The sequence below is a fragment of the Mycoplasmopsis canis PG 14 genome (assembly GCF_001553195.1).
GTDB classification, from domain to species: domain Bacteria; phylum Bacillota_I; class Bacilli_A; order Mycoplasmatales; family Metamycoplasmataceae; genus Mycoplasmopsis; species Mycoplasmopsis canis.
Genome location: NZ_CP014281.1, coordinates 648698 through 673896 on the forward strand (window position 1 = coordinate 648698; position 25199 = coordinate 673896).

General features: G+C 26.9%; 21 protein-coding genes. 6 read left to right on the forward strand and 15 right to left on the reverse strand.

Going from position 1 to position 25199, the window contains the following annotated elements; genetic code table 4:
* Positions 1-62 precede the first annotated feature (62 nt).
* Both AXW82_RS03745 and AXW82_RS03750 read left to right on the forward strand, forming a co-directional pair.
* A complete protein-coding gene (locus AXW82_RS03745; RefSeq protein WP_223212165.1) occupies positions 63-464 on the forward strand; it encodes a DUF1016 N-terminal domain-containing protein in 402 nt (133 codons plus the stop codon).
* A 5-nt stretch (positions 465-469) separates the two neighbouring features.
* Entirely contained in the window at positions 470-1081 is a 612-nt protein-coding gene (locus AXW82_RS03750) for a DUF1016 domain-containing protein (RefSeq protein WP_223212164.1), read from the forward strand.
* A 307-nt stretch (positions 1082-1388) separates the two neighbouring features.
* On the opposite strand, the gene AXW82_RS02415 is transcribed toward AXW82_RS03750, so the two are convergent.
* The 12 genes from AXW82_RS02415 to AXW82_RS02470 all read right to left on the reverse strand — a co-directional run bounded on the left by AXW82_RS02415 (position 1389) and on the right by AXW82_RS02470 (position 17508).
* Positions 1389-2627 (reverse strand): GA module-containing protein, encoded by a 1239-nt coding sequence (locus tag AXW82_RS02415; RefSeq protein WP_004794315.1) that lies wholly within the window; start codon positions 2625-2627, stop codon positions 1389-1391.
* 111 nt (positions 2628-2738) lie between these two features.
* Positions 2739-3473: a winged helix-turn-helix domain-containing protein gene (locus AXW82_RS02420; RefSeq protein WP_004794317.1), complete on the reverse strand. Its 735-nt coding sequence runs from the start codon at positions 3471-3473 to the stop codon at positions 2739-2741.
* 20 nt (positions 3474-3493) lie between these two features.
* Positions 3494-5269, reverse strand: coding sequence for an alpha-amylase family glycosyl hydrolase (locus tag AXW82_RS02425; protein WP_004794318.1), 1776 nt, complete (start codon positions 5267-5269; stop codon positions 3494-3496).
* A 133-nt stretch (positions 5270-5402) separates the two neighbouring features.
* Positions 5403-6002: a hypothetical protein gene (locus AXW82_RS02430; protein WP_004794320.1), complete on the reverse strand. Its 600-nt coding sequence runs from the start codon at positions 6000-6002 to the stop codon at positions 5403-5405.
* Between the two features lie 108 nt (positions 6003-6110).
* Entirely contained in the window at positions 6111-6767 is a 657-nt protein-coding gene (locus tag AXW82_RS02435; protein WP_223212163.1) for a hypothetical protein, read from the reverse strand.
* 1 nt (position 6768) lies between these two features.
* On the reverse strand, positions 6769-8007 hold the full coding sequence (locus AXW82_RS02440; protein WP_004794323.1) for an ABC transporter ATP-binding protein: 1239 nt from the start codon (positions 8005-8007) through the stop codon (positions 6769-6771).
* 2 nt (positions 8008-8009) lie between these two features.
* Positions 8010-8969 (reverse strand): sugar ABC transporter permease, encoded by a 960-nt coding sequence (locus AXW82_RS02445; protein ID WP_004794325.1) that lies wholly within the window; start codon positions 8967-8969, stop codon positions 8010-8012.
* 2 nt (positions 8970-8971) lie between these two features.
* Complete coding sequence (locus AXW82_RS02450) at positions 8972-12034, reverse strand: ABC transporter permease subunit (protein WP_004794327.1); 3063 nt, start codon at positions 12032-12034, stop codon at positions 8972-8974.
* Positions 12035-12036: 2 nt separating this feature from the next.
* Positions 12037-12549 (reverse strand): hypothetical protein, encoded by a 513-nt coding sequence (locus AXW82_RS02455; RefSeq protein WP_004794329.1) that lies wholly within the window; start codon positions 12547-12549, stop codon positions 12037-12039.
* Between the two features lie 2 nt (positions 12550-12551).
* Positions 12552-14960 carry a hypothetical protein gene (locus tag AXW82_RS02460; RefSeq protein ID WP_004794330.1) on the reverse strand — a complete coding sequence of 803 codons (2409 nt, stop codon included), beginning with the start codon at positions 14958-14960 and terminating at the stop codon, positions 12552-12554.
* Between the two features lie 20 nt (positions 14961-14980).
* Positions 14981-15430: a hypothetical protein gene (locus AXW82_RS02465; RefSeq protein WP_044084296.1), complete on the reverse strand. Its 450-nt coding sequence runs from the start codon at positions 15428-15430 to the stop codon at positions 14981-14983.
* Between the two features lie 95 nt (positions 15431-15525).
* The gene (locus tag AXW82_RS02470; RefSeq protein ID WP_004794332.1) at positions 15526-17508 is read right to left on the reverse strand and encodes an alpha-amylase family glycosyl hydrolase; all 1983 of its coding nucleotides are present in this window, start codon (positions 17506-17508) and stop codon (positions 15526-15528) included.
* 341 nt (positions 17509-17849) lie between these two features.
* Between AXW82_RS02470 and AXW82_RS02480 the strand changes: the two genes are divergently transcribed.
* Complete coding sequence (locus AXW82_RS02480; protein ID WP_223212161.1) at positions 17850-19232, forward strand: hypothetical protein; 1383 nt, start codon at positions 17850-17852, stop codon at positions 19230-19232.
* A gap of 95 nt (positions 19233-19327) precedes the next feature.
* Here the strand turns inward: AXW82_RS02480 and AXW82_RS02485 are convergent, their stop codons facing one another.
* Positions 19328-20248, reverse strand: a complete 921-nt coding sequence (locus AXW82_RS02485) for a 1-phosphofructokinase (protein WP_004794343.1) — start codon at positions 20246-20248, stop codon at positions 19328-19330.
* Between the two features lie 2 nt (positions 20249-20250).
* The gene (locus tag AXW82_RS02490; protein WP_044084297.1) at positions 20251-22341 is read right to left on the reverse strand and encodes a PTS fructose transporter subunit IIABC; all 2091 of its coding nucleotides are present in this window, start codon (positions 22339-22341) and stop codon (positions 20251-20253) included.
* Positions 22342-22552: 211 nt separating this feature from the next.
* On the opposite strand from AXW82_RS02490, the gene AXW82_RS02495 reads away from it, so the two are divergent.
* The 3 genes from AXW82_RS02495 to AXW82_RS02505 are packed head-to-tail and all read left to right on the forward strand — an operon-like array spanning position 22553 to position 23890.
* A complete protein-coding gene (locus tag AXW82_RS02495; protein WP_004794346.1) occupies positions 22553-23467 on the forward strand; it encodes an ROK family protein in 915 nt (304 codons plus the stop codon).
* Positions 23468-23469: 2 nt separating this feature from the next.
* Positions 23470-23685 carry a hypothetical protein gene (locus AXW82_RS02500; RefSeq protein ID WP_004794348.1) on the forward strand — a complete coding sequence of 72 codons (216 nt, stop codon included), beginning with the start codon at positions 23470-23472 and terminating at the stop codon, positions 23683-23685.
* A complete protein-coding gene (locus AXW82_RS02505) occupies positions 23675-23890 on the forward strand; it encodes a TM2 domain-containing protein (RefSeq protein WP_004794349.1) in 216 nt (71 codons plus the stop codon). The genes AXW82_RS02500 and AXW82_RS02505 overlap by 11 nt, the downstream gene beginning before the upstream one ends.
* A 34-nt stretch (positions 23891-23924) precedes the next feature.
* Here the strand turns inward: AXW82_RS02505 and AXW82_RS02510 are convergent, their stop codons facing one another.
* Positions 23925-25178, reverse strand: coding sequence for an MFS transporter (locus AXW82_RS02510; RefSeq protein WP_004794351.1), 1254 nt, complete (start codon positions 25176-25178; stop codon positions 23925-23927).
* Positions 25179-25199: the final 21 nt, after the last annotated feature.

Consider the following 25199-nt stretch of genomic DNA (forward strand, 5'->3'; position numbering starts at 1 on the left):
AATGTTATAATGTATAAAAGATTTTTTATCATGAATAAAAAACATTTAAAAGAGGTTAAAATATGGAAATTGATAAACAAAATAATCTATCTGCCTATGAAGATATAAAATTATTACTTAATGAAGCTAGAAGTACAGTTGTTACACAAGTAAATAATATTTTATTGAAAACATATTGGGAGATTGGAAAAATTATTGTTTTGGATGAACAAAATAATTCAGACAGAGCAGAATATGGAGCAAGTTTATTAAAGAATTTGTCAAAACAATTAACAAAAGAATTTGGTAGGGGATTTTCAAAATCTAATTTATTTAACATGAGGAGATTCTACTTAACTTACCAAAAATTCCAGACAGTGTCTGGAAAATTGAGTTGGTCTCATTACAGCGAACTTTTATCTATTAGCGAGAATAAAAAAGGTCTTTTTATGAAAGAGAATGCGAAAATTCCAATTGGTCTGTAAGAGAATTGAAACGGCAAATTAATACTTCTTTATATGAAAGGTTATTACTATCTCAAGGTAAAGAGAATAAAAATAAAATCTTAGAACTTTCTTTAAAAGGGCAAGAAATCCAAAATTCAAATGATATTATTAAAGACCCTTATGTGTTTGAATTTTTAGGAATTCCGGAAGAAAAAGCTATAATGGAGAGCGATTTAGAAAAAGCTCTTATCAACCATATTGAAAAGTTTTTATTGGAACTTGGCCGTGGATTTATGTTTGTTGGTTCACAACAAAGAGTAACACTAGCGAATACTCATTACTATGTAGATATGGTATTTTACAATAAGATTTTAAGAAGTTACGTTCTGATAGAATTAAAAACCGGGAAACTTATGCCAGAAGCAGTAGGACAACTAAATATGTACTTAAATTACTACAAAGAAGAAGTGAATGATGAAATGGATCAAGAACCAATCGGAATCATTTTATGCACAGATAAAGACAATATTCAAGCAGAATATGCTTTAGGCGGAATTTTAAATACAATCTTTGCCTCGAAATATAATCTTTATATCCTAAATAAAGAACTGCTAGAGGAAGAAGCAAGAAAAGTAATAGAAAAATATCAAAAATAAAAATTAAATATCCTAAATAGTTGTGCTGTAAGATATTTTGCGTAATTTTCTTTTACTAACAAAAATGTTAGGGATTTGGAAATAACAAACACGAATCTGAATAAAGTAAAACAAAAAACAAACATACTCTGCAATTAAGTACAGGGCAAACCCTGATTTAAAGAGTATGTTTTTTAAATGCAATTTTTAACTGATTTTAGGCTAGGAAAAAATCATTTGAACACTTTTAAAGCAAATCTTTCCAGTCTATATTAAATATTTTATTATAAATATTTGTTATTTGGAGATTTACACAAAATTATTTAGACTACCCTGCGTTGGTATTTTTAATACTTTCAAACTTGTTTTTCAATTCATTAAATGATTCAGTAAACTGATTAAATGATGCTTCTTTATCTGGATTATCAGCATTATCGGTTCTATTCAATGCTTGAATCTCTTCTTTGTGTTTTTCTTTTAATGTTTGATCACTAATATTATTTTCAACTCATGATAAGGCATTGTTTTTGTAAGTTAAGTAAATGTTATGTCTTAAATCATTGATTGTGTATTCTTGAAAAATATTTCTAGCACTAGAGATGTTAAATCTATTTAATAAATTAGTTTTTTGTTGTCCTTCAAAATTATCTTCAATTAATTTTTTGTAAATTGTAAAATGTTCCACTCATGTATCAGGCACTAAAATATTTAAATCTTTAATACTTTTTGCTTCATTTATTAATTTAGCTATTTCAACTCTACCTTCAGCGTTTTCAATAGTGTAAGGAACCATTTTCAATATTTCTACTTTCTTTTTTAAAGCGTTCCCATACTCTTTTATTTCATTTTCTTTATTAGCAATGTTTTCTAAAGTTGTAGACTCAACTTGTGACTTGAAATACTCTTTTGTTTCATTCTCTTTATCTTTATTTATACCTGGGTAAGTAAATGAGTCTATTAATAGTTTTAAACTTTCTTTTTTAGCTTTAAAATCGTTTTGATTTTTAGCTTTATTCTTTACTAATTCTACTTCTTCTTTTGTTTTTGAATTTACTATTTCTTCTTGGAACGCTATTTTTTCTTCATTAGATAAATAATTTAATGAATTTATAAAGTTTTTTGATTCTTCAAAAAATAATTTTTGTTCAACTTCATCAGTAAGGTTTTTAAATTCTTCACTCGTATTTGCTTCATTTAATTTATTGTTTAATGATTCATGATTTTCTTCTGAGAGTTTAGAAATTTTTTCTTTTAAAGACGATACTTGCGTGTCTATTTCTTCTAATGATTTTTTAAAATCATTCATTTCCTCACTTGTTGTGATTCCATCAAGTAGAATCTTAAGCTCTTGCTTAGCTGAAGCAGCCATTGAAGGATAAGGTAACAATTCTATCATTTTTGCAAGTTCTTCTTTTCTATTTTTTAAATCATTTGACTCGTTTACCTCTTGTTTTGAATCTTTTTTATTTTTAGTTTTTAAGTTTGCAACTGTTATTGCTGTAACAATGGATCCGCCAAGCAATAAAGCAGAAGCCCCTATAATTCATGCTTTATGTTTATTTTTCATAATATCCTTTCGTTTCGGGGCATATTATATCAATATATAAAAAAATGTGAAAACTTTTTCATGCTACATTTGTGTAAAAAAATCAAGAACAAAAAATTCTTGATTTTTTAATTATAACAATGAAAATTCTTGGTGGTAAAACTTAAAGTGTTCAGGTTTTATATAGTATTTTGCAGCTATACATATACTATCATCATCATAACCAAACAACATTAAAACCATCATATCCTCATAACCTAATCTATTAGCATTCTTTTCAAAATGAATGTCATAAACAATATTTTTAATTGGCTCTCTTTCAGAAAGGATATCGATTAATGGTTTTGATAAATCTACTGGTTCAAATTTATCTAAATTCTTTGTAGAAATTCAAATATCTGCTTCAGCAATAACTTCACCTTTTTTGTAGAAAGATTTTTTAAACATTCTTGTTCCATCAACAAAAATAATGTTTCTTTCTTCAAACCATTCTGGCAGTACAAAATCATGCATTTCTTCACCTCATTGTTTGTCTACTTTTAATAAAAAACTAACGGGTTTAATCAAGTTATGAAAGTTTTCCGCAACAAAATGTCCTCTTTTAGAAATTGAGTAAACAGCTCCTAGAGCATTTAATTTTTGGTACGCTGAAACAACAACACTTCTAGAACAGTTAAATCTCTCCATTAAAGCGTGCTCTGAGGGCATAATTTTGTTCACTGGCACTTTTTTAGACTTTATCAAATCAATTAAGTATAAAATAATGCTATTTGTTTTTGTATTATCTTCTTCGTTTAAAGGGTTACGTTTAATTGCTTTTTTAATTTCAGGAAAATTGTCTATATTTTTCTTATATGTTTTACTCATAATAAGAATTATACTATACTTTATTTTCTTATTAATTCAAAAATAACAATTCCACCTTGCTCTATTTCGATATTTCAGCTATTGTTTTTTGCTTTATACATATATAAAGGTTTAAAATGGAATTTTCTAGAGATCTTTCCAGCGTGTAAAAAAGGGTTTTGATAATTACAAAAACCAAACAATAAAAGTCTGTTTGCATTTTTTGAATCAGCACGCACAGTAAAACTAGAATAGTCTTGAGAATCAATCACTTCGTAAGGATTAATTATTGTATTAACATCAGTTTTAGAAATAAAACTATTTGCATTTCTTAGTTCAATCATAAATTTTATAAAGTTAAATAACGAGTCTTTATCTTTTTGCGCTTCGTCTGCTGATTGTAAACTTAATGCTGAAGTGAGAAGCACATGATCTTTTGTAGATTCTTTAACTTTATTATCAAAAATATAGCTATTTTCTTCTACTTTATCTCATTTCATAGGTTCTCTTAAAGACGGATCACCATATTCTCTTGTACCGTAATACATTAATTCATTACCATAATAAACTAAAGGTGTTCCAGGAAGCACTAATAATTGCATCATTGCAATTTTATGAGCATCTTTTTCTGATTGTGTTAGTTTTTTATCATTTTGATAACCTTTCAACTTAGAAACTTGCATTCTATATGAATCTAATCATCTTAAAACGTCATGATTATCTAAAAAAGGTATTCATTTTGACTTTGTAGAAGCATCTTGATACATTTTTGTAACTCTATATAATTCTTCGAAAGGTACTCTAACATCTGGATTATGTCTAAAAAATTTAAAACCATCATAAACTGTATCTAAAGCAAACTCATCATTATACTTAGTATACTCTAAAGCTTTTAATGAATCCGTATGAACTCATTCACCCATCATGAATACTTCATCTCTACCATTTTCTTGATTTGTTATTTCGTTGCTTGCTTTTCTTAATAGTGAGAAGATTTTTGCTTCATTAAAATTATTTTTCGTTTCCTGCTCACTTGAATAAAACTCTGCAAAGGCGTCGTATCTAAATCCGTCAACACCTACTGCTGTTCAAAACTTTTGAACTCCTATAAGTTGATCTATAACATCCTTATTATCTAAATTGAGATCAGGCATACCATAAGTAAATCTACCCAAATATCTTCTATTTGTTGCTTTCTTGTTTTGATCTAACTTAATATATTTTGATCTAACTTCTGGTGTGTCAGTTTTCACATCGTGATCTATATAGTTTGGTTCAAATCTGTAGAATGGTTCAAACTTTTTGTTTCCATAAAGAGCTTCTTGAAATCAAGGGTGTTCATATGAGGTGTGGTTAAAAACTAGATCAAGATAAACTTTTATCCCGTTTTTATGTGCTTCTGATAAAAAGTCTATAAAAGCAGTCATTCCACCAAGTTGTTCTGCCACATCGCAGTAATCAATAACAGAATATCCATGATATGAAGAAGCAGAGTGAATAGGACTTAACCATAATTGGTCAACCCCTAAATCGACAAGGTATGGTATTTTATTTTTAAGACCAATAAAATCTCCTATACCATCATTATTTCCATCCGCAAAGTTATAAACTAAAATCTGATAAATTACATTAGTGTCTCTTTTTTTAATAAACGGAGATGCTTTAGGAGCAGTCTTTCAAAGTTCAATATAATCTAAATTGTAATTTTGTTTGTTAAACTTAACATCATCTCAAATTGCATATTCTTTTCTAATTTGATTTTTTAAATATTTTTTAAAAATTAATTCTTTCTTTATATTTTCATAAAACTTTTTCATATCAATATTTTACTTGTTTTTTCTTTGGTTTTATTTTGACCAATCAAGTTTAAAGCAAGGCAATTCTATAAAATAAAATGATTAAAATAGTGAATCAAAAAACTTAACAACAAATGGATGTTAAGTTTTTTGATTATTTGCTAAACCAAATTCTATTTTTTACTTTTGATAGCGAATTATTATATTTGGTTAAATCAGTTTTTTCAGAAATTTTGTTAATTAAAATAGAATTTATATTTGGAATATTCTTTTTTTCAATAAAAATTAAATATTGTCCTGAAATAAGTTGCTTTTCATAATCACCATAAGTAATATGGTGAATTTTAACAGTGTTGACATTCACTTCAACTGAGTCAATTGGTTCTCTTGAACTATAATTAGAATAATAAATAATATAATACTTATTCATAAAATCTTTTTCAAAAATTTTATTAAATTGCTTAGAAAAATCATATCAATTATTATTAATTTTTGTTTTCTGCTCTTGTGAGTGTATTTCAGAAATTATTTTACTTTTAAACATTTCCGTACTTTCTACTAAAAATGATACTTTTCTATTTCTAAAATCTGTTGAATTTCATAAATTATTATTTAATTTATAAATATTTTCAACAATTGTTTTTTCTGAATCATAAGATTCTAAATTTTGGTATTTATTTTGGTTACAAGAAATTACGGAAAGACTTATTGCTGAACTTAATACTTTTAGTAAGATTCATTTCATTGATTTCATTTTGTCCTCGCTTATTTAATAATTTTTATAATTAAATTATATAAAAACTATAATAAAAAAACAATAATCACTAAATGATAATTGTTTTTGCATATAAATTAGTTTTTGCTATCTATTTTCTAATTTTGCTTCAATCAATTTCTTTAAATTTTCAGTCTCGTTTGATTTTTTAGCAAGTATTTGATCTTTTGTAATGAATCCGAAAGATTTTCTTGATAATACTACAAAGAAAATGTTAAAGAATCCTAAGAACATACTAATTCATGTTAGTATGTAGCTAAATTGACCGCCAAATTCTTTTACTGGAGAGTCAACAAGTTCTCCAAATTCATCTTCTTGTTTACCTATATTTTCTTTATAAACTTCAACTGGTTGAAGTGAAATAATAAAGAATAATAATATAAATATAACTGGAATAATTCAAGTTAATACTCTTAAATATAAATCGCCATTTCCTTGGTTCTTAAACAATTTATATAAAACGATTGAAATCAATATTAAAGAAATTAATGTAAGAAATAACATTACTGAGTTTAAACTCATAAAAACAGCTAGCAATTGATATGTAGGTGAGTTTTTACGAACTAGTTCGTCACTTCAATTTTTACTTAGTTCACCACTTTTAATATATTCATATTCAAAGTCAATTCGATCAAGAAACAACTTGATCATTGTTAATTGAAAAACAAAAATAATAAAAAGTGATAATAATAAAATTATTGAAAAAGTTTTTCTTTTAAAATAATTTGATTCTGCAAATTTCATTTTAATTAATTCTATCTTCAGTTTCTTTATCAAAGATATGAATTCTTGAAGTAACAAATTCTACATAAACTTGTGAAAATAATTCAAATTCTTCACTATTTGAAGCATTAACAATAAACTCAGTATCCTCATTGATTTTAACAACAACTAATTGATCTTTACCAATTAATTCCACATTTGAAATCTTACCTTGAACTGAATTTGGTAATTGTTTATATTGAATTCTTAAATCTTCACTTCTAAAACCAATTACTAATTTTTGTCCATCTAAAAGTTTTGATTTAGTTTCTTCATCTAATGAAATTTGGATTTTTTCTGTTGCATCAACTATCAATCCATTTTTAAATGTTGCATCAAAAGTATTCATAGTTGGTGAACCAATGAATTTTGCAACAAAGACATTAGCAGGTTTAAAGTATAATTCTTTACCCTTTCCGTTTTGTTGAATTTTTCCATCATTGAACACGACAATTTGGTCACCCATAGTCATAGCTTCTAACTGGTCATGAGTAACATAAATACTTGTTGTATTTAACATACGGTGAATATTTACAATTTCACGTCTCATGTTTTCTCTAAGTTTTGCATCAAGGTTTGAAAGAGGTTCATCCATTAAGAATACAAGAGGTTTTCTAGCGATAGCACGACCGATTGCAACACGTTGTCTTTGACCACCAGATAAGTCCCTAGGTTTTCTGTATAAATAATTGTCTATTTTTAAAATCTTTGCAACATCTTTAACACGCTTATCAATGACGTCCTTTCTTTCTTTAGCAATTTTTAAACCAAAAGAAATATTATTATAAACGTTCATGTGTGGGTATAAAGCGTATGATTGAAAGACCATAGCTATATTACGTTCGTTTGGGAGTAAGTTATTATATCTTTTGTTGTTGAATAATAAATCTCCCTTAGTAATTGAGTTTAAACCAGCAATCATTCTTAGCAATGTTGTTTTACCACATCCTGATGGTCCTAAAAAGATACAGAATGTACCAGGTTTAATTTCTAAATTTATATTATTCAAAGTGTAATGCTCATTACCTTCATATTTTTTTGAAATATTCACAAGTTTAATATGAGCACCACTATTTGAGTTGTAAACTTCACCAACTTCTGAAATCATTTGATCAATATCAATTGTTTCAAACCCTTCATCAGCTAGTTCAAGTTCTGAGTTTGGTTTAATTACGTTATCATTTAAGTCTTTTTGTGATTTTTTGTCTTTTTTAAATAGCATTTCTATCCTTTCACAGCTCCATCACTTAGTCCACCAACTATGTATCTTTGTAAATACATAAATAAGGCGAATGCTGGAAGTGAAGCTAAAATTGAACCAGCTGAATAAGCACCAAAGTTAACATGTTTTTGTTCTGCGGTAATAAATGTGTCTAAACCTATTGCAAGTGTTTTTTGATCATTTTCAATTAAAACAAATTTAGGCAATATAACATCAGTAAATGGTGTTAAGAATGATCATAATGCAACCATTATTAAAGCAGGTTTAATAACAGGTAAAAGTATTTTGAAGAATAAACCTCAGTTGCTGCATCCGTCAATTTTTCCTGAATCATCTAATTCTGATGAAACAGTATCTAAATAACTTTTTAGCATAAATGTATTACCTGCTATGGCTCCACCTGAATAAATTAAGATTAACATTCCTACACCAGAAATACCTAAGGTACCTCCAAGTTTAACAAGAATGTATAACGAAATAAGTGATGATGTTGCAGGAATCATTTGTAACATCATAATAATTGTTAATGAATGTTTTGAACCGGTAAATTTAAATCTTGAATATGCATATCCGTTTAATGCAACGGCTAATGTAGAAATAACTGAAGTTGTCCCTGCAATAATTAAAGTATTAGCATATCATGTAGTGAATAAACTACGTTCACTTTCAAATAAATATCTAAAGTTATCAAAACCAAATTCAAACGGTGTTAAACCAATGATACGGTTGTTTGCAATATTAAATGATGAAGTAACAAGAGAAACGATTGGGAATAAAATTATGATTGCTCAAAATATAAGAATAATGTAATTAAAAAATAGTCAAATAATTTCTAAAAATGTAGGCGGTTTAGAATCTGATTCATTAAATTTTAAACGTTTTGGAGAAAGTTTTTTTTCTGATACTTTTAATGAATCAAATTTATGTCTATAAAATAATTGTCTTTTTAATTTATTTATCATACTTAATCTCTCCTTGACATTGATTTAATAAATCCTCTAGCACTAACTGCTATACTAAATGAAGCAGCAAGTGTTGTTAAGGCAGCAGCAAAAGCTTGGTTACCTTCAATGTTTCCTGATGATGTTGTTAATTTGTAAACTCAAGAAATAATAATATCTGTTGAAGCTTCACCAAATGATGTTGATTCTGCGTAGCTTGGGCCTCCACCTGTAAAAATAGAAATTGTTGTAAAGTTGTTAAATGCTCCTACAAATTGACCAATAAGCATAGGCGCAATTGAAATTAATAATGATGGTAGTGTAAGATATCAGAATAATTGTCTTCCTTTTGCACCATCAACTGAACCCGCTTCATAAATATCTTTTGGAATTGATTGTAAGTTTCCTGTAACTAACATGAATATTCAAGCGTAACCAATTCATGTTTGCACAAGAACAACTAGCACTCTTGCTGTCCCGATTTCGTTAAGTCAGTTCTTAGATTGACTAATAAGTCCCATTCCAAGTAAAATAACGTTAATAACACCTTCATCACCACCTCTAAATAAACTTCTGATGAATGTTAGTGTTACGAATGCAGGAATAGCTCATGGAAGAATGTAAATAAGTCTAAATAGTTTTTTAAATCTAATTCTATGGTTATTTGTTAAAACCGAAATTATGATACCCAATGAAATAGGCAATATTGTCGAAGCAACAGTTCAAACCAATGTTCATAAAATAACTCTTTGCAATGATAAAAATAGATTTTGTTCTCTAAATATTCATCATTTTCCTCATTGTTTAAGTCCTACTCAATCAACTGATTGTGCTGGAGCTTCATGTTTGAAACCATAGTTTGTGAATGAAACTAAAATAGAAGTAATAACTGGAGTTGCCACAATAAACACCATTAAAATTCATCCTAAAAGAGAAATCATTCAAGGGAATCCGCTTGTATTTAATCATCTCTTAGTATGAGCTCATTTACTTGGTCTTGATCCATACTCTAGTTGTTTAGCGACTCTATATGCTCCTAATGATGAAACTGTATGGAATACAGTAATAAACACCATCAAGATAACAGAGATAACACCTCCAAATAAATATATTCTAGCATCAGGGAAGACACCATTTTCAAAGCTATATAAATGGGCTCCTAGATCACTAAACCCTGGTATACCACCCATTTCTTGTCAATAAAACCCAAATGAAAAAGGAATAATTAATGTTAATGAAATTAATGAAACTAAACTCATTAAAATACCTTTTGCATATTGTTTAAAGAAGATTAATTCTGATAGCCCTGGGAATATAAAGTTAAGGAAAGCAGTTAATCAACGTAAGTTTCTCATGGTTTCAACAGGTATTGATTTTTGAGCTTCGGTAATTTTACTTTCATAAAGTTTTTTATTGATTTTTGTTTCGGCTAATTCTCTTCAAAATAATGATTTAAGAATTTCTTTATTAGATTGAATTCTTGATTTTAGTTTTTCTTCATTAATTGCTTCTTTTTTATATATATTAAGTTCAATTAATTTATTTTTATATGCCGGTTTAGAAATTTCTTTTGATTTAAGTTTTTCTTTTGCTTCTTTTAAATTGTGTTTATGTTCATTAAGAATTTTCTCTTTAGCAGCTTTAAAATCATTTTGTTCTTTCTTATAAACGCCTTCTTTTTTAAGTTCATCTAATTTAGTGGTTGCTTCAATTTTTTCATAACGATATTTTAATCTTGTTAATCTAGAGTCAATAAACGCTTCTTTTAATGCCTTAGATTCCTCTTTATTAAAATGTCCTTCATATGTGTATTTTTCACGAGCCAATCCAACAAGATTTTTGTATTGTGATTTAATTAATAATTTACCTTCTTTAACAGATCTATAAAAGTTTGTTTTTGTCAAGAAGAATCTAATAGCATTTTGAGCTAACTTACTGTTAAATTTATTTTCTGAATAATACTTAGATAATTCATTTTCTTTATTTTGGAGTTCTTCAAAAGAAAGTTTGTTTAAAGAAAAATCAAATTTATTTACTTCAACTTTATGTTTCAATAAATAGTTTGTTAAATCTTTATATACTTGTATTCTTGATCTTACTTTTTGAATTTTTAATTCATTTTTGTAATTTGATTTTATTTGTGCTACCTTGCTTTTAGAACTTTCGATAATAGAATTTGAAATATTATTATTCTTGTTTTCATTAGACTTAATTAGAGATTCTTGTTCTTTAATTTTTGCTAATGCTTCTTTTTTACTTATTTTTGCTTGCAATCTTTGTTGTTTTAAATTTTCATTATATTCGTATTCAAGTTTTAAAATCTTTTGTTGAGTTTCTAATTTAATATTTTGTTGTTCTTTAATAAATAATTCTTTTTGTAATTTGTGAGTTTCGTTATATTGTCTTAATAACTCACTTTTTTTAGCTTGAAGAGATTCTCTTTGCTTTTCTAAATTGCTATATATATTTTTAAAGTATTCAGAAATATTTGATGATTCTTTAAATTTATTTACTCAATTTAACTCAATAGGTAATAATAAATGTTCAATTTTAGAAATATCAAAATCCAAGTCTTTATAATTAGAAATATATAAAAGAATTATGTTGTAAATAGTATATTTTTTAAATAATTCTTGTTCATCAACAAAGGTTCTTTCTTGTAACTTGTGAATATTTTCAATTTTGTATTCTACTTCATCAGCTGATTTTGTTAATGAATAAACAAAATCTTGTGCATAACTTTGAATATCTTTTTTACTTTTGTTTAGTTTTTTAATCTCAAACTTCAATAGTGATTCCATTGAATCAAAATATGAAAGTTTTTTGATTGAATCCTTTAGCACTACAACTTTATTTTTGTATGCTACTTTATGACTTGCTAATTCTCTTTTTAGGTTGTCATTTAATTTTGTTCTTGCTCTTAAGAACAAATCTTTGTCAACCTTTTCTTGAGACTTAATTCTATCATTAGTTCTCATAAAAATGTTTCTTACTTGTTTTTTGTAAGCTTTTAAGTTGTTTACGGAGCTAGGTAAGATACTATCAAAAGATTCGCCATATCAATTATAAAGTTTTAATTCTTTCATAATTATTTGCTCCTTCCTTTATGTATTTTATATAACTCATAGTTGTGGAATTTTCTTTGAATATGGAATTGTACTGTCATTCATAATAAATTTAAAATAATTGTTATTGTAATTGCTGATATGATGCTCCCAAACACAATTTGAATGCTTGAAAGTAACTTTGTGCCTTGGTAAAATGGCATAAATGCAATTGCTGAGAAAACAATTATTCAAGAAATAAGGAATATGTAGCCATATTTTAATTTATGCCTTAAAAGAACAGCATAAAACATATAAAAGACAATAACTAGTGTATTCGATAAATATGAAATTAATGTTTTCGTTGCAACTTGTTGCCCTAGTTGAGCTACTTCTTCTTCACTTAAACCATGTGTGATTTTTTCATATTCAGATGTTTTAATACCCATTCCAAAGGGTATTAATAGTCAAACAAGTAACGCCACTGTTAGTAGCGCTACTTGTGTTAGTATTATATAAAAATTATTTTTATTTATGTGTGATTTGTATTTATACATTATTAAAATTCAACTGATGTTGTTGAGTTAGAAACGTTTAATTTTCCAGCAACTTCGTCAAATTTTTGGCTTAATACATTAGCGATTTCATCAACAAATTTATCGATTGAATCAACTTTTTTCTCAGCCATTTGTTTGTATAATTCGGCATTACCAAATGTTTGATCATTCATGAATCCTCAAACAGGTGTGAATTGTGGGTTTGAATTGTCTGGACGTGTTTTTTGTGCTTTAAGAACACCTAACCCACCTTCAGCAATTGATTGAGTTGATGAAAATACTTTTAATAATTTGTTAAATGTTAATTTCTTTTCAAATTGAGTAATTTTTTCATCAACTTCTTTGAATGTTGCTTCTTTTCCTGTTACATATTTACTATTTTCATAAATTCCTAAAACAGCTGCTCTAACTTTTGCTGGGTTAAGGTATGTATTTAAGTATAAGCCAACAACTCTTGTTAAGTTTTCATCTGTTATTGTGGTTTCGTTTTTGCTAAATTCTGAAATAAATTCTTTAGCTTTTGCAAGCACTTCTGATTTAATAGTGTTAATTTTTTCGCTGTTACCTGCTTTTTTATCTTCTAAAAGAGCATTTGTTAATTTTTGAATTAATGCTTCTTTTTCTTCGCCAGAATCACCATTAGCTCCAAAGATGAATTTTTCTACTTTTCTCATATGGAAAGCAATTGCACCTTCTTTTAATTCAGCTGCTTTTTCACTTTTTAAAGCGTTTTCTTTTAATAATTGGTTTCCAACTAATCATTGTTGGTTATCTGTTGCATCTGCTGCTAATTTACCAACCAAATCATCAACATTAGAAACTCCTAGAATATATGCAACAGTATTTCTTAAAGGTAAAATATCTAAAACTTCAATACCGTTGTATTCTTCATCTGACAATGCAGATGGTTTTTTAATTTCGTTTTTAAGTTCTGATCCTTTTAATTGGTTGCTCTCAGCATCTGCAGCTGTTTTATCGTTTTCTGCAGATCATGAGTTTCCTCAATTACCTCTTGTTGCTAATGAAGAGATTTCACTAATTTTTGTTTGAGCATCTGTTCTAAGAGCATCATAATCTTTGAATCCTAAAGATTTTGCGAATTCTGTAACTAAATTAAGTTCTGCTTCATTTTCTTTTCTAACATCATCTACAAGAGCTTGTTGAACTTTTCCAGAAAATGGAATTTTTGAATCTTTTTTAAAGTATTCTTTGTATGAAGATACTTCGAACATTGCTTTAAATAAATCTTTGAAAGCTTGCTTTCTTTCAGGAGATGAACCATTGTTTCTTGAGTTAATTCCATATGCTCATGCACCTGGACCTTGAAGGTATTCGTTATCATTATCTGTTTTTACAACATTGAAGAATGATTGAGCTTTTGCTGATTTTTCAGCGTTTTGAGTATCTCAAGAACCAATAACTGTATAATCTGCTTTTCCACTAGTCATTAAACTGAAGATTTTTGCTTGAGCATTACCAACATCTTTAGATAAAACTTCTTTTAAATCACCTTGTGTAATACCCTTTTGTCCTCAAACTGTTTTAGAAAAATCTGATTCTGATTTTAGGTATGCTGCTTCATAAATTGGGTAGAATAATCCAGCCATTACTTTTAAGGCTGATTTAAAGTTATCGTGGTATTGATTAGTTTTAATAAATCCTGATGTAATTTTTGCTGTTTTAGCATCAGTATATAAAATTCTTTGCATTAAATTTGTTTTCTTCAAAGTTTCATCATTAGATGTAGTTCTAATTTTTTCAAATGCACCTGCTAAAACTCCGTTTCCAAACCAGAAATCTTGGAATCTTAATAATGCTTTTCCTTGTACAACTAATTCTTGTAGTGTGTCAGTACTTGCATTTTTTAACTCGTTTGCAGCTTCTGTTTCTGATAACCTTGAAGCTAGAATTAAACCTTCTGTGTTATGTCTAATAGCCATTAATTTAGATTGAGATTTACCATCTTTACGACCCCTGATTGTTCCGAATTGTTTCATAAGATCAATTTCTTCTTTTGTTGCACCGATTTTTTGTGCAACTTCTTCAAATAATTCAGGAATAAAGTCTTCGATATATGCTAATTTTTTAGATTGAGTGAAATCTGTTACACGGTCAGCTGGCATATAAAAGATATCAGCTACATCTTTACTATTAATACCTTGAACATTAATGTCTAATGCTCCTCAAACGTCTTTTTGGAATGTTTTAATCTTGAATTTTTTTGCTGATTCTGTTTTTTCGTAAAGTTTAATAACTTCGTCATAAAATTCTTTTTGAACCCCATCAACAGCAATGATAATTTCTTTGCTTTCTTCTTTTTGTTTTGATGATGGTGTACATGAAATTGCTGCTGCAAATGATCCTGCAGTTAATAATCCGACAGCTGGTAAAATAAATTTACTTTTTTTCATTTTGATTTTTTCCTTCTGCGTTATTCAAACGCTAATTCATTTTTTTGATATGCAATAATAAGAAAGATGATTGCAATTGGTGACAATAATAAAAGAGATGATAACGCACCAAAGATAGCAAATATTTTATTAAATTCGGTTTTCTTTAATATATAGAAAACATGAATTGATAAAACGAAATTAATAATATAAGCAATAAGTAAAACTGATATAAAAATTCTGTTTTCATATGAATTAAATTTTGTGAAAAGATTTTCATAAAAATTCGTCTCATTACTTATATTTTTTACATCTTTTACAACGTAGAATAATATAATACTAAGAATCATTATTAAAATATTCGAAAATATCATAAATAAATATTCTAAAATTTTTGGTTTATAACGTCTTTCGACTGGATATTTACCTAAAAATACGTATCTTAACTTCGTTTTAAAAGGAATTTTTTTAAAATGAATTTGCTTTTTCATATTTCTTAATAATATTTTATCAAAATTGTAAAAAAAATGGCTTTTTCGCCATTTTGTACACCATAGGTAATGATGTTTTACCTTGACTAGTCAAGTTACTTTTTCTCTATCAAGAATGCTGCGTATTTACCTATTCCAGTTCCTTTAATAATCTCTCTATTTTCTTTTATATAGTTTGTGAAATTATCTCCAAAGAACTTTTTCTTGATTTTATATTTTTCACCAAGCATTATTTTAGATTCTTCACTAGTTGATGAAGAATAAATTATTAAAATATAAGTTCCATCATCATTTTTTCTTAATGTGGTATTATATTCCGAAAAATCATCTCTGTGTGGCAGAAACTCAACAACTTCATTAATGGCAGGTACAACATACTTTGCATCCATTTCACTTAAAGATTTATAGTCTTTTCTTAAAGAAATTAATTGTGAAAGAAGGTTATATGATGATTTCTTATTACTTATAATGCTTTCAACTGTTCCTTCACCTGTTGATGCTTTAGTTTGAATATGATCGTCAGGATTTCTTTTTTCATAAAAGTTAACATTTTTAGAAACATCTTTTCATCAAAATGCTTCACGAACATTTACATCTCTCGGTCTTGGAGCACCCTGCATTAGTATTTCATTACCATTGTATAATGTTGGAAGACCCCCTCTTGATAATAACGAAAATAAAGCTGAAATATATGCATTTCTTTCTTTATCTGTTAATTTATGAGGTTGATCGTTGATTTCATTATCGAAATTTTCGGCTCTAAACTTATTAATTCATCTATCCACATCGTGGTTATCTAAAAAAGGTATTCATTCTCTTTTTCTACCATTTTTATCAGTTAATCTATTAATAAGATCAACTTCGTTGTCAGAATTCAATATCAAGAATGTTGAGTCTTTTCATCTAGCACCGTCAATTAAGCTACTTAAAGCGACTTCGCCGCTATTATTGAATCAATTGTTTTGCGCATATGAATCAGAAGAATCACCTCATCATTCTCCAAACATAAATGCATCTAATGATGAACGAGATATTCCGTTTTCTTCTGCCTTTTTATATTCTTCATTCATTTCTTTTCTGAATTTAGCAAACAATTCTCTCTCTTCACCCTTAGAAGAATTTCCTTTGATTTTGTTTTTTGAATCAAAAATGTGGTAAAAAGCATCATACCTAAACCCATCAATACCTTTAGCTGCCCAAAATTTATGCATGTTAGTAATTTCTTTAATTACTTCTGGGTTTTTTAAATTTAAATCTGGCATTCCGGCTCAAAATTCGCCTACTCACTTTAGATCACTTTTAGGAGGGTTTTTTTCAGGGTTTTTTGCATCATAAACATTTCTAAAAAAATGTCTTATGTCATCTTTTTGCTCCTTTTCGCCTCCATTAATATTTTTATCGTACATATAATAAAAATTTCTATATTTAGGGTCATTTTGAAGTGCTTTTTGGAACCATGGATGCTCATAAGATGTATGATTTATTACAACGTCCATAATAACTCTTATACCTCTTTTATGTGCTTCTATTAAAAATTCATCAAAAGCTTTCATTCCACCTAATTCAGGAGCCACATCTGTATAATCAATGACATCATATCCATGATATGATGAAGAGGGGTGAAATGGAGAAAGATATAATGTGTCAATACCTAAATTAGAAAAATAATCCAAATTATTTTTTAACCCAATAAAATCACCAATACCGTCATTGTTTCCATCCGCAAATGAATATACAGTTAATTGATACATAACATTTGATCTTTTTAAATCTTTATTAAAAGGCGCAATGTTTTTAACATTTTTTAACTCATCTTCATATGATAAATTATTTAAGTTATTAGTTTTGATGTAATCAACAAAATTATCATCACCTCAATTAAGTAATGTTTTTGACTTTTTTAACTTTTTGTATTCAGTTTCCTTATCAAATTTTTCAGAATTACACGAAATAGTTATAAATGGTAGTGATAATAATGGCGCAATACCAAATAAATGTTTTTTTATTTTTTTCATAATTCAAATTTTAATTAAATATTTTAAAAAAGAATGTTTAATGTAAATTTCTTGATAAGTCAAGTACTACTTTAACCACTTCTTAAAGGGCTTAATTTATTGAATTTGTGAAAAATATTTTTTTAAATATTATAGATATATTCATTATATTAATGTTAATCTATATGCTTTATAAATGTTGGAAGTACTCACAAAAAATCTTAATTGTTTCAAAAAAACCAAATACAATTCATTTTGCTTTTGGTTTTTTAATTTGATTAGATTTTAAATATAAAATAAAAAAGTAAACTAAAAAATATACGTTATTATGCGTACTGAAATATATTGCAATATAATAAAATATGAAAATGTTATCATAAAATGATATAATTTAAATATTAAGAAAACAATAAAGGATAAATAACATGAAAAAGAAATTTTGATCACTATTCGTTTTACCATTTTTCCTATCTGTCGGGTGTTCTAATAATGAAATAAATACGCATCAAGATAAAAAAGTCATCAATGAAAGTGATGAAATTGTCCATAAATATAAAGTTGATAAACGTTGATATAACTTATTAAACACTTATTACAAGGATAATTTTGATAATAAAGAAAAATTGCAATATCTTTCAAATGATCAATCATGGGTAATTATAAGAATATTAATACACCCTTTATACAGTTTAGATTACAAAAAAATTGTTGAGAATTTTTTAGATAATATTAATCCAAATGAATTAAAAGACTTTAACACAGAATCGCTTAAACTTAATTATCTAATTTATATTTGAAAAACACTTTCGTTTAACTCCGAAATTAAAAGTGAACCATTTCAGTTTGATACTTTTGATTCAGATAACGTTACAAAAATAAATAGAGAAAAGCTAGACATTGATTCTATTGCGAGGCAAATTTTAGATAATAAAGATAAAGAAAGAACATTATTAGAAAATAGTTACGCACCTTTTTTATTTGAGAGCATTAGACACAACTCAGACTACACGGATGATTATTTATATAATGATTACGACTCATTTAAAAAACACCCATATGACTTTGAAAAATTTTGGTTCCATATCTTGTATAACCATAAGGTGGGACCTTTCTCCGAAATAGTTGAAACAAATTCTGTAGATGAAGGTAGAGAATTTATTAATAGCTCTACATATAGAGCTTTTTCTGAGTTATGAAATTATAAGCTATCAGATGATGAAAATATAAATAATGTCTTATTTAATATTTATAATAAAGGAGAGTTTCTTTCAATAAAAAATGTAAACACAATTAATCATGAATCAGCAAAAGAAAATGAAATAAATATAATATTTAATTCGAATCAAGAATTAAATATTAAAGAAAAATTTAGCATAGAAACTAAAGAAATAATTTTAAATAATGAATTTCTTATACGAATAATTAATATTATTGAAAAACCTAAATTACACACCTTTGGAGAATTTAGAAACATTTATCAATTAAATAATAGAAAATGATTTACTAATACAAAACCTTCCGAAAATAAAGATTATAAATATATAATTAATACTAAAAAGATATTTACTAAAGATCATTCTAATCTAAAAAAAATTTATTTAGTGAAAAATGATAATATTTTTACTTATTCTCATAACTCATCATATCCATTCATGTTAAAAAAGTTTATTAAATATTATTACGAAAAGTATGACATTAAGGAAAATTCATTAGTGTTATCTTTAGATGATTTTTTTCCAAAATTAAAAAATGCTCAAGAGTATGAAAAATTATTGTATACGTTTATAATAAAAGTTAATAACTGATAATTTCTTTTTCCTTATAAAACTCATAGTTTTAAACCTATACATTTTATTAGAACAAAAAAACATTTAGGATTATCTAAATGTTTTTTTGTTATTTTTTATTTCTTTAATTCTAATTTTTCTACTTTTACATTTTCTAAGTATTTTTGAGTTTTGAACAAATCACCGACTCACTCAGAAGCAACAGTCCCCATTGCTGCTGAATTAGAAAGTTTGAAAGATTCATTTGCATTATTACTTTTTAAATAATTTGCACTAAAAATAGAAATCATTGTGTCACCTGCACCTGTTGAAGAAACAACATTAATAGGCTTAATTATGCTTGCTTTGAATATTTCATTTTGATCAGTTAATAAATATGAACCGTTTTTATCCATAGAAACTATAACGTTTTTTGCGCCTAGTTCTTGTATTTCTTTCATGCTATTAATTAAGTCATTTTCGCTTTTAATTTGAACTTGTAAATTTCTTTGTAATTCGTCAATATTAGGTTTAACAACAAAAGGTTTAAATGATAAGAATTCTTTAAATTTAGATGAGTCTACATCTATAACAAAATTCACTTTATTCTTATTTAAAATATTTAGTATGTCAAATAAAAATTCTTCATCACTAATTCCCATTATTAATAAAATATCTTGAGAAGTTAATTTATTTAGTTTTTCAGAAATTTGTGATTTTAAATTTGAGTTTAAAACGGTTCTAGGTCCATTTAATTCAAAAGAATTTTGAGCACCATAATATTTAATATTAATTCTAGTTTTCTCAGGATGATCAATATTTTGTATTTTTACATTTTCTTTTTCAAAAATTTCTTTAAAAGAATCTAATGTATTTTTATCAAAAACGCTTAAAGCAATATTATTAAAACCATGTCTTTCAAGAATAACAGATGCGTTTATACCCTTACCACCTGGTAAAAGCATAAAATCTTTGTATCTATTAACTTCTTCTAATTCAAACTTATCTGATTTAATTAATAAGTCACTAGAAGGAGATAAAGTTAATGTATAAATCATAATTAAGCTTTTTTCTTCTTAATAATTAATTTTTTTGTTCAATTAGGATATTTTTTATTAATGTGACTAAATAAAATGATTGAGCCTGCCTGTGCTAAAGCACCTAATAAAATAGCTAATACTCAAAATGTTATTCCTAAACCTAAAGAAGCTCCGAATCCTGAAACAAGGTTCGTTCTTGCTAAGAAAGCAACAAATATTCCTCCATGTGGAGCAATTATATTTACTCCTAGAGTTGCTGAAATAATACCTGCAACTGCACCACCAATAATATTAGCTGGAACTAATACTTTTGGGTTTTTACTTGTATATGGAATTGCTCCTTCAGAAATGAATGAAAGTCCAAAAATAATATTTGAGTATTTTCCTGAACTTATTTCTTCTTTTGTTCAAAGTTTTTTACTAATAAACATTGAAATTGCAATACCTAGTGGAGGTACCATACCTGCAGCCATTACAGCAGCCATAGATACTGATGAAGTACCGTTAGCAATTGTTAATGTACCGAAAATATATGCAGCTTTGTTGATTGGACCACCTAAATCAATAGCCATCATAGCACCTAAGATAAGCCCTAAGATTCATGCTATTTCTTTTTTGTTTTGGAATAATTGTAAGAATAAAACTAATCCTAAGTTAACAAATATTAAAACAATATTAACAGCTCAGAAAGTAACTGCAATAGTTAATGTACCAATTAAAGGTATAAATAAAATATTTTTAATACCTTGCATTGTTTGTGGTAATTTTCCAAAAACATATTTTGAAAATACTATTACCATAGCTGCGGCAAAAAATGCACCTAAAATTCCACCTATAAATCCTGAACCTGTTCCTAAGAATGCTCCTGGATTATTAACTCCTGATCTTACTATTGCTGATTCTAAAAAGCCATAGGTACCTGCTATTTGTCCGCTTGCTATTGCTCCTACAACAAACCCAGGTAAAAGACCTTGTCTACCTACTAACGAGAATGTTATATAAGCAGATAAAACAGGGACAGCTAAACCTAAACCTAATTTCCCGATATCAAAAACAATTTTTGATACAGGTTTATTAAATCCAAAACTACTTAAAAATGCTGGAGAATTAACATCAACTCCTGAAGCAGTTCCTGCAATAATATCTATTAAGAAACCAATTGCTAATAAAATTCCGCCAAAAACAATAAATGGAAGCATATGTGATATCCCTGACATCAATGAACGACGCATTTTTTTAGCAAAACCATCAAATGTCATTTCAGCATCAGATGAATCATCTTGTTTCGAAGATGAGCTAATCTTTAATTTAGCACCTTTTTTATCAAGTAAGTCTTGAATATATTTGTGTGGGTTATGAATTGCTTTTTGAGTAGAGATTTCTAAAACATTATTTGCATCAGCAAATTTGTTTTTTTCTATTTCTCTATCAACTGCTAATAAAACACCTTTAGCTTTTTGGATATCTTCTACTGTTAATTTATTTTTAACACCCTCAGCACCTTGTGTTTCGACTTTGATTTTAAGATTCATTCTTTTAGCTTCTTCAATCAATTTTTCTTTAGCTAAAAATGTATGTGCTATTCCTGTTGGGCAAGCTGTAACAGCAACTATATCGTAATAATCATCATCATTCGAATCTTTGATTTCTTCTTTTTGGTCAAACCGATTTAATAAGTCTACAAAAGCTTCAGCGCTATCAACTTTTCTTAATTCACTAACAAATTTTTCATTTATTAATAATGTTGATAATTTTTGCATCACTTCAATATGCCCTGATTCTCTTTCATTTTTTGATAATGCAATACCAAAAATAAAATCTACAGGTTTGTTATCTAATGATTCTCATTCTAAGTTATTAACTTTTGCAAAAAGTAATGTACTTTTTGAAATTACGTCATCACCTAAATGAGGCATAGCGATTTTATCACCAATACCTGTTGAACCTTGTTTTTCTCTAGCTTGGAAAAGTTCTAAAATTTTTCCTTCGTTACTTCCGTAACCTTTTGATACTAATTCACTTGCAAAAAACTCTAAAACTTCACTCTTAGAATCAAATTTCTTATTTAAATAAATAGTATCTTTATTTTTAAATAGATTTTTTATGTTCATAAATTCCTTTCTAAATCTTGCTAAAAATTTTATTATATTTAAGTGACCAAAACAAAATTTTAAATAAAAAAACATGGTAACATTTACATAAAATAGTCAAAATTAATTAAGATTTTGTCTATTTTATTTCTTTAAATTAAAAAATTCTTGACTACTCATTTTTTAATTATTTTTATTAGTTTTTTTTGATATTAAAAGTAAAATTTTATTTATGGTACAAAATTTAAAAATAAGTAAATATGCAGCTGTTGATATAGGCGGAACTAATGTAAGGTTTGCTCTTTTTAGTCAAGAAGGGCAAATAGTTTCAAAGGTTAAAACCGCTACAAACTATGAATCTGCAGAAACAACATGTGATTGAATTAAAGAACAAATAATTAAAAATAATATTGAATACTTAGCTCTTTGCATCCCAGGGCCTAGCGATTATAAAAACGGTATTGTTCTAAAAAGCCCTAATCTTGGAGGTACATGAGAAAATTTCGATGTTAAGTCATACTTAATGAAAAACACAAACCTTAAAGATATTGTTTTTGAAAATGACGCAAACGCCATGGCTTTAGCTAATCACATTCATTTCAACAAAACAGAAGTTGAAGTCAGCCAATTTTTCACAATAAGCACAGGTTTTGGCGCTGGACTAGTGGTTAATAATAAAATTTTTCACGGTAATAATTATTATGCTCAAGAAATTGCGCAAATACCTGTTTCAAAGATTGCTTTTGAGGGACAAAGTCGTTTAAAAAATGCTTTCGCTTTAGAATTACATTGCTCTGGAAGCGGAATAGAAACAAAAGCAAAATTTTATGGTATAGCCAATTCTGCTAAAGAAGTTTTTGACTTAGCTAAAAATAATAATTCAAAAGCAATGCAACTTGTGAACGAAGCAAAAGAGGCTTTAACAAATATGTTTGCAATTACAGCGGGTATGATAGCTCCACACAATTTCTTTGTTGGCGGGAGTGTCGCATTGGCTCAAAAAGAACTTGTAAAAGAGGCTTTTGAAAATGCAAAAAAAATCAGTGATTTTAATCACTTCAATAATATTAATTTGTATTTTGATGAACTTGGTGATGACTCGGCTTTAATGGGGCTTTACCATTTATCTAAATTAAGAAATGGATAAGTATGGAAGTTAAACCTTTAACAAAATATGAAAAAAAGAAATTTAAGCATTTAAATTATATTATTGAACACCCAAATGATTCAAATGAATATTTAGCAAAAAAATTTAAAGTATCAACAAGAACAATAACAAGATATAGAACTTTTTTAAAACAAAATCCAAATCAAAATTTGAATGAAATTAAACATGGAAATAGGAGAATTAAAAATGAGAAATAAATCAAACAGAAGTTGAATAGCATTAGTATTACTTTCATTTTTCTTAGGAGTACTGGGAATAGATAGATTTTATGCAGGTAGAACGCTTTTAGGCCTACTAAAACTATTTACAGCAGGTGGTTTTGGTATACTAGCGTTTATTGACTTTATACTTGCTTTATTAGGATTAATGAAAGATTCAGATGGTCTTTACATTAGACCATAAAAAATAAAATCACTAACTTTATTTGTTAGTGATTTTATTTTTTATCACTTGCAATTTTGTATTTTGAAACAACTATTGCAATGCATAATAAAAGAATAATAATTGAATAAACTATGAACATAAATACAAATCCTACATAAATATAGAGCGCTGTTAATATAAGAATTAAACCACTATAATATAAGATTCTAAAAAGTAATATTAATGAATTTTGTTTTGTAAATTCTTTTTTATCAAATATCATAAAAATATAACTATTTCCGATATTTGTTATTATTGAAAATATAAATTGTATTAATGAATTTAAAATTAAATAAGTTATTAAAATTAATTTGCTATTATTAGATAAATTAATTGGTAATCAAATTAAATTTAATCCAGCTATTAAAATAATTCCTGAATAAAAACCTTTGGACTTAAGAGAACTACTAAATTTATTAATTAAAAACGAAAACAAAGAAGCTAAAAGCGCAAAACCAAAAATACATATTGAAAAAATAAATGTTCAATCTTTGTAATCATAATGTATATAATTAAAAAAGTTGTTTACTCCACTTTGCTTTGGAAATAGCAATGTAGCAGTCAATATCCCAAAAGAAGTCGCAAAAATTCACTTAGTAATTCTTGAGGCATTTGTGTGATTTATTTCAACATCTTTTTCTTTTGAAAATTCTAAATGGTTCTTTTTTACTTTTAAAGACATGTATAACGAAGTTGAAACAATATATGTTAGCATATTTAAAGATAATGTAACTCATAATGGTAAAAACTTAAATAGAAAAATACCAAGAATTGGAGCTAAAAAAGAAGCGAATATTAAACCAAAAGAGTTCAATATGTTATAGAGTTTCATATCGTTATTATTATTTGATAAGTGAAAAATAATATTTCTAACAGCTAAAAATCGGATACTATTAAAAAAACTATAAAAAGCATTTGCCACTAGTAGAAGAATAGAGAAACTATGACCATTATGATTTAAGTCAGTAGATAAAAACGTTATCAAGACAGAAGTAACTATAATAAAACTTGAAAAGTCAGCAAAAAATATCATTTGCTTGTCTTTAAACCGGTTGACAATTTTTGAACCAAAAAAGAAAACAAAAATTGATGGAATTTGCATTGCTAAGTAAAATAATGTTACGAACCAAAAACTCTCTGTTAACTTAAAAGCGTAAACAGAAGCACTTAATTTCATTATTTCTGTCCCTAAAACCGAAATAATCAAAGCTGAAGTATATTTTGTTCTATTAAAAATATTCATTTTTTTCGTAATTACTAAATCCATAAAAATCCTTAAATTTAATTA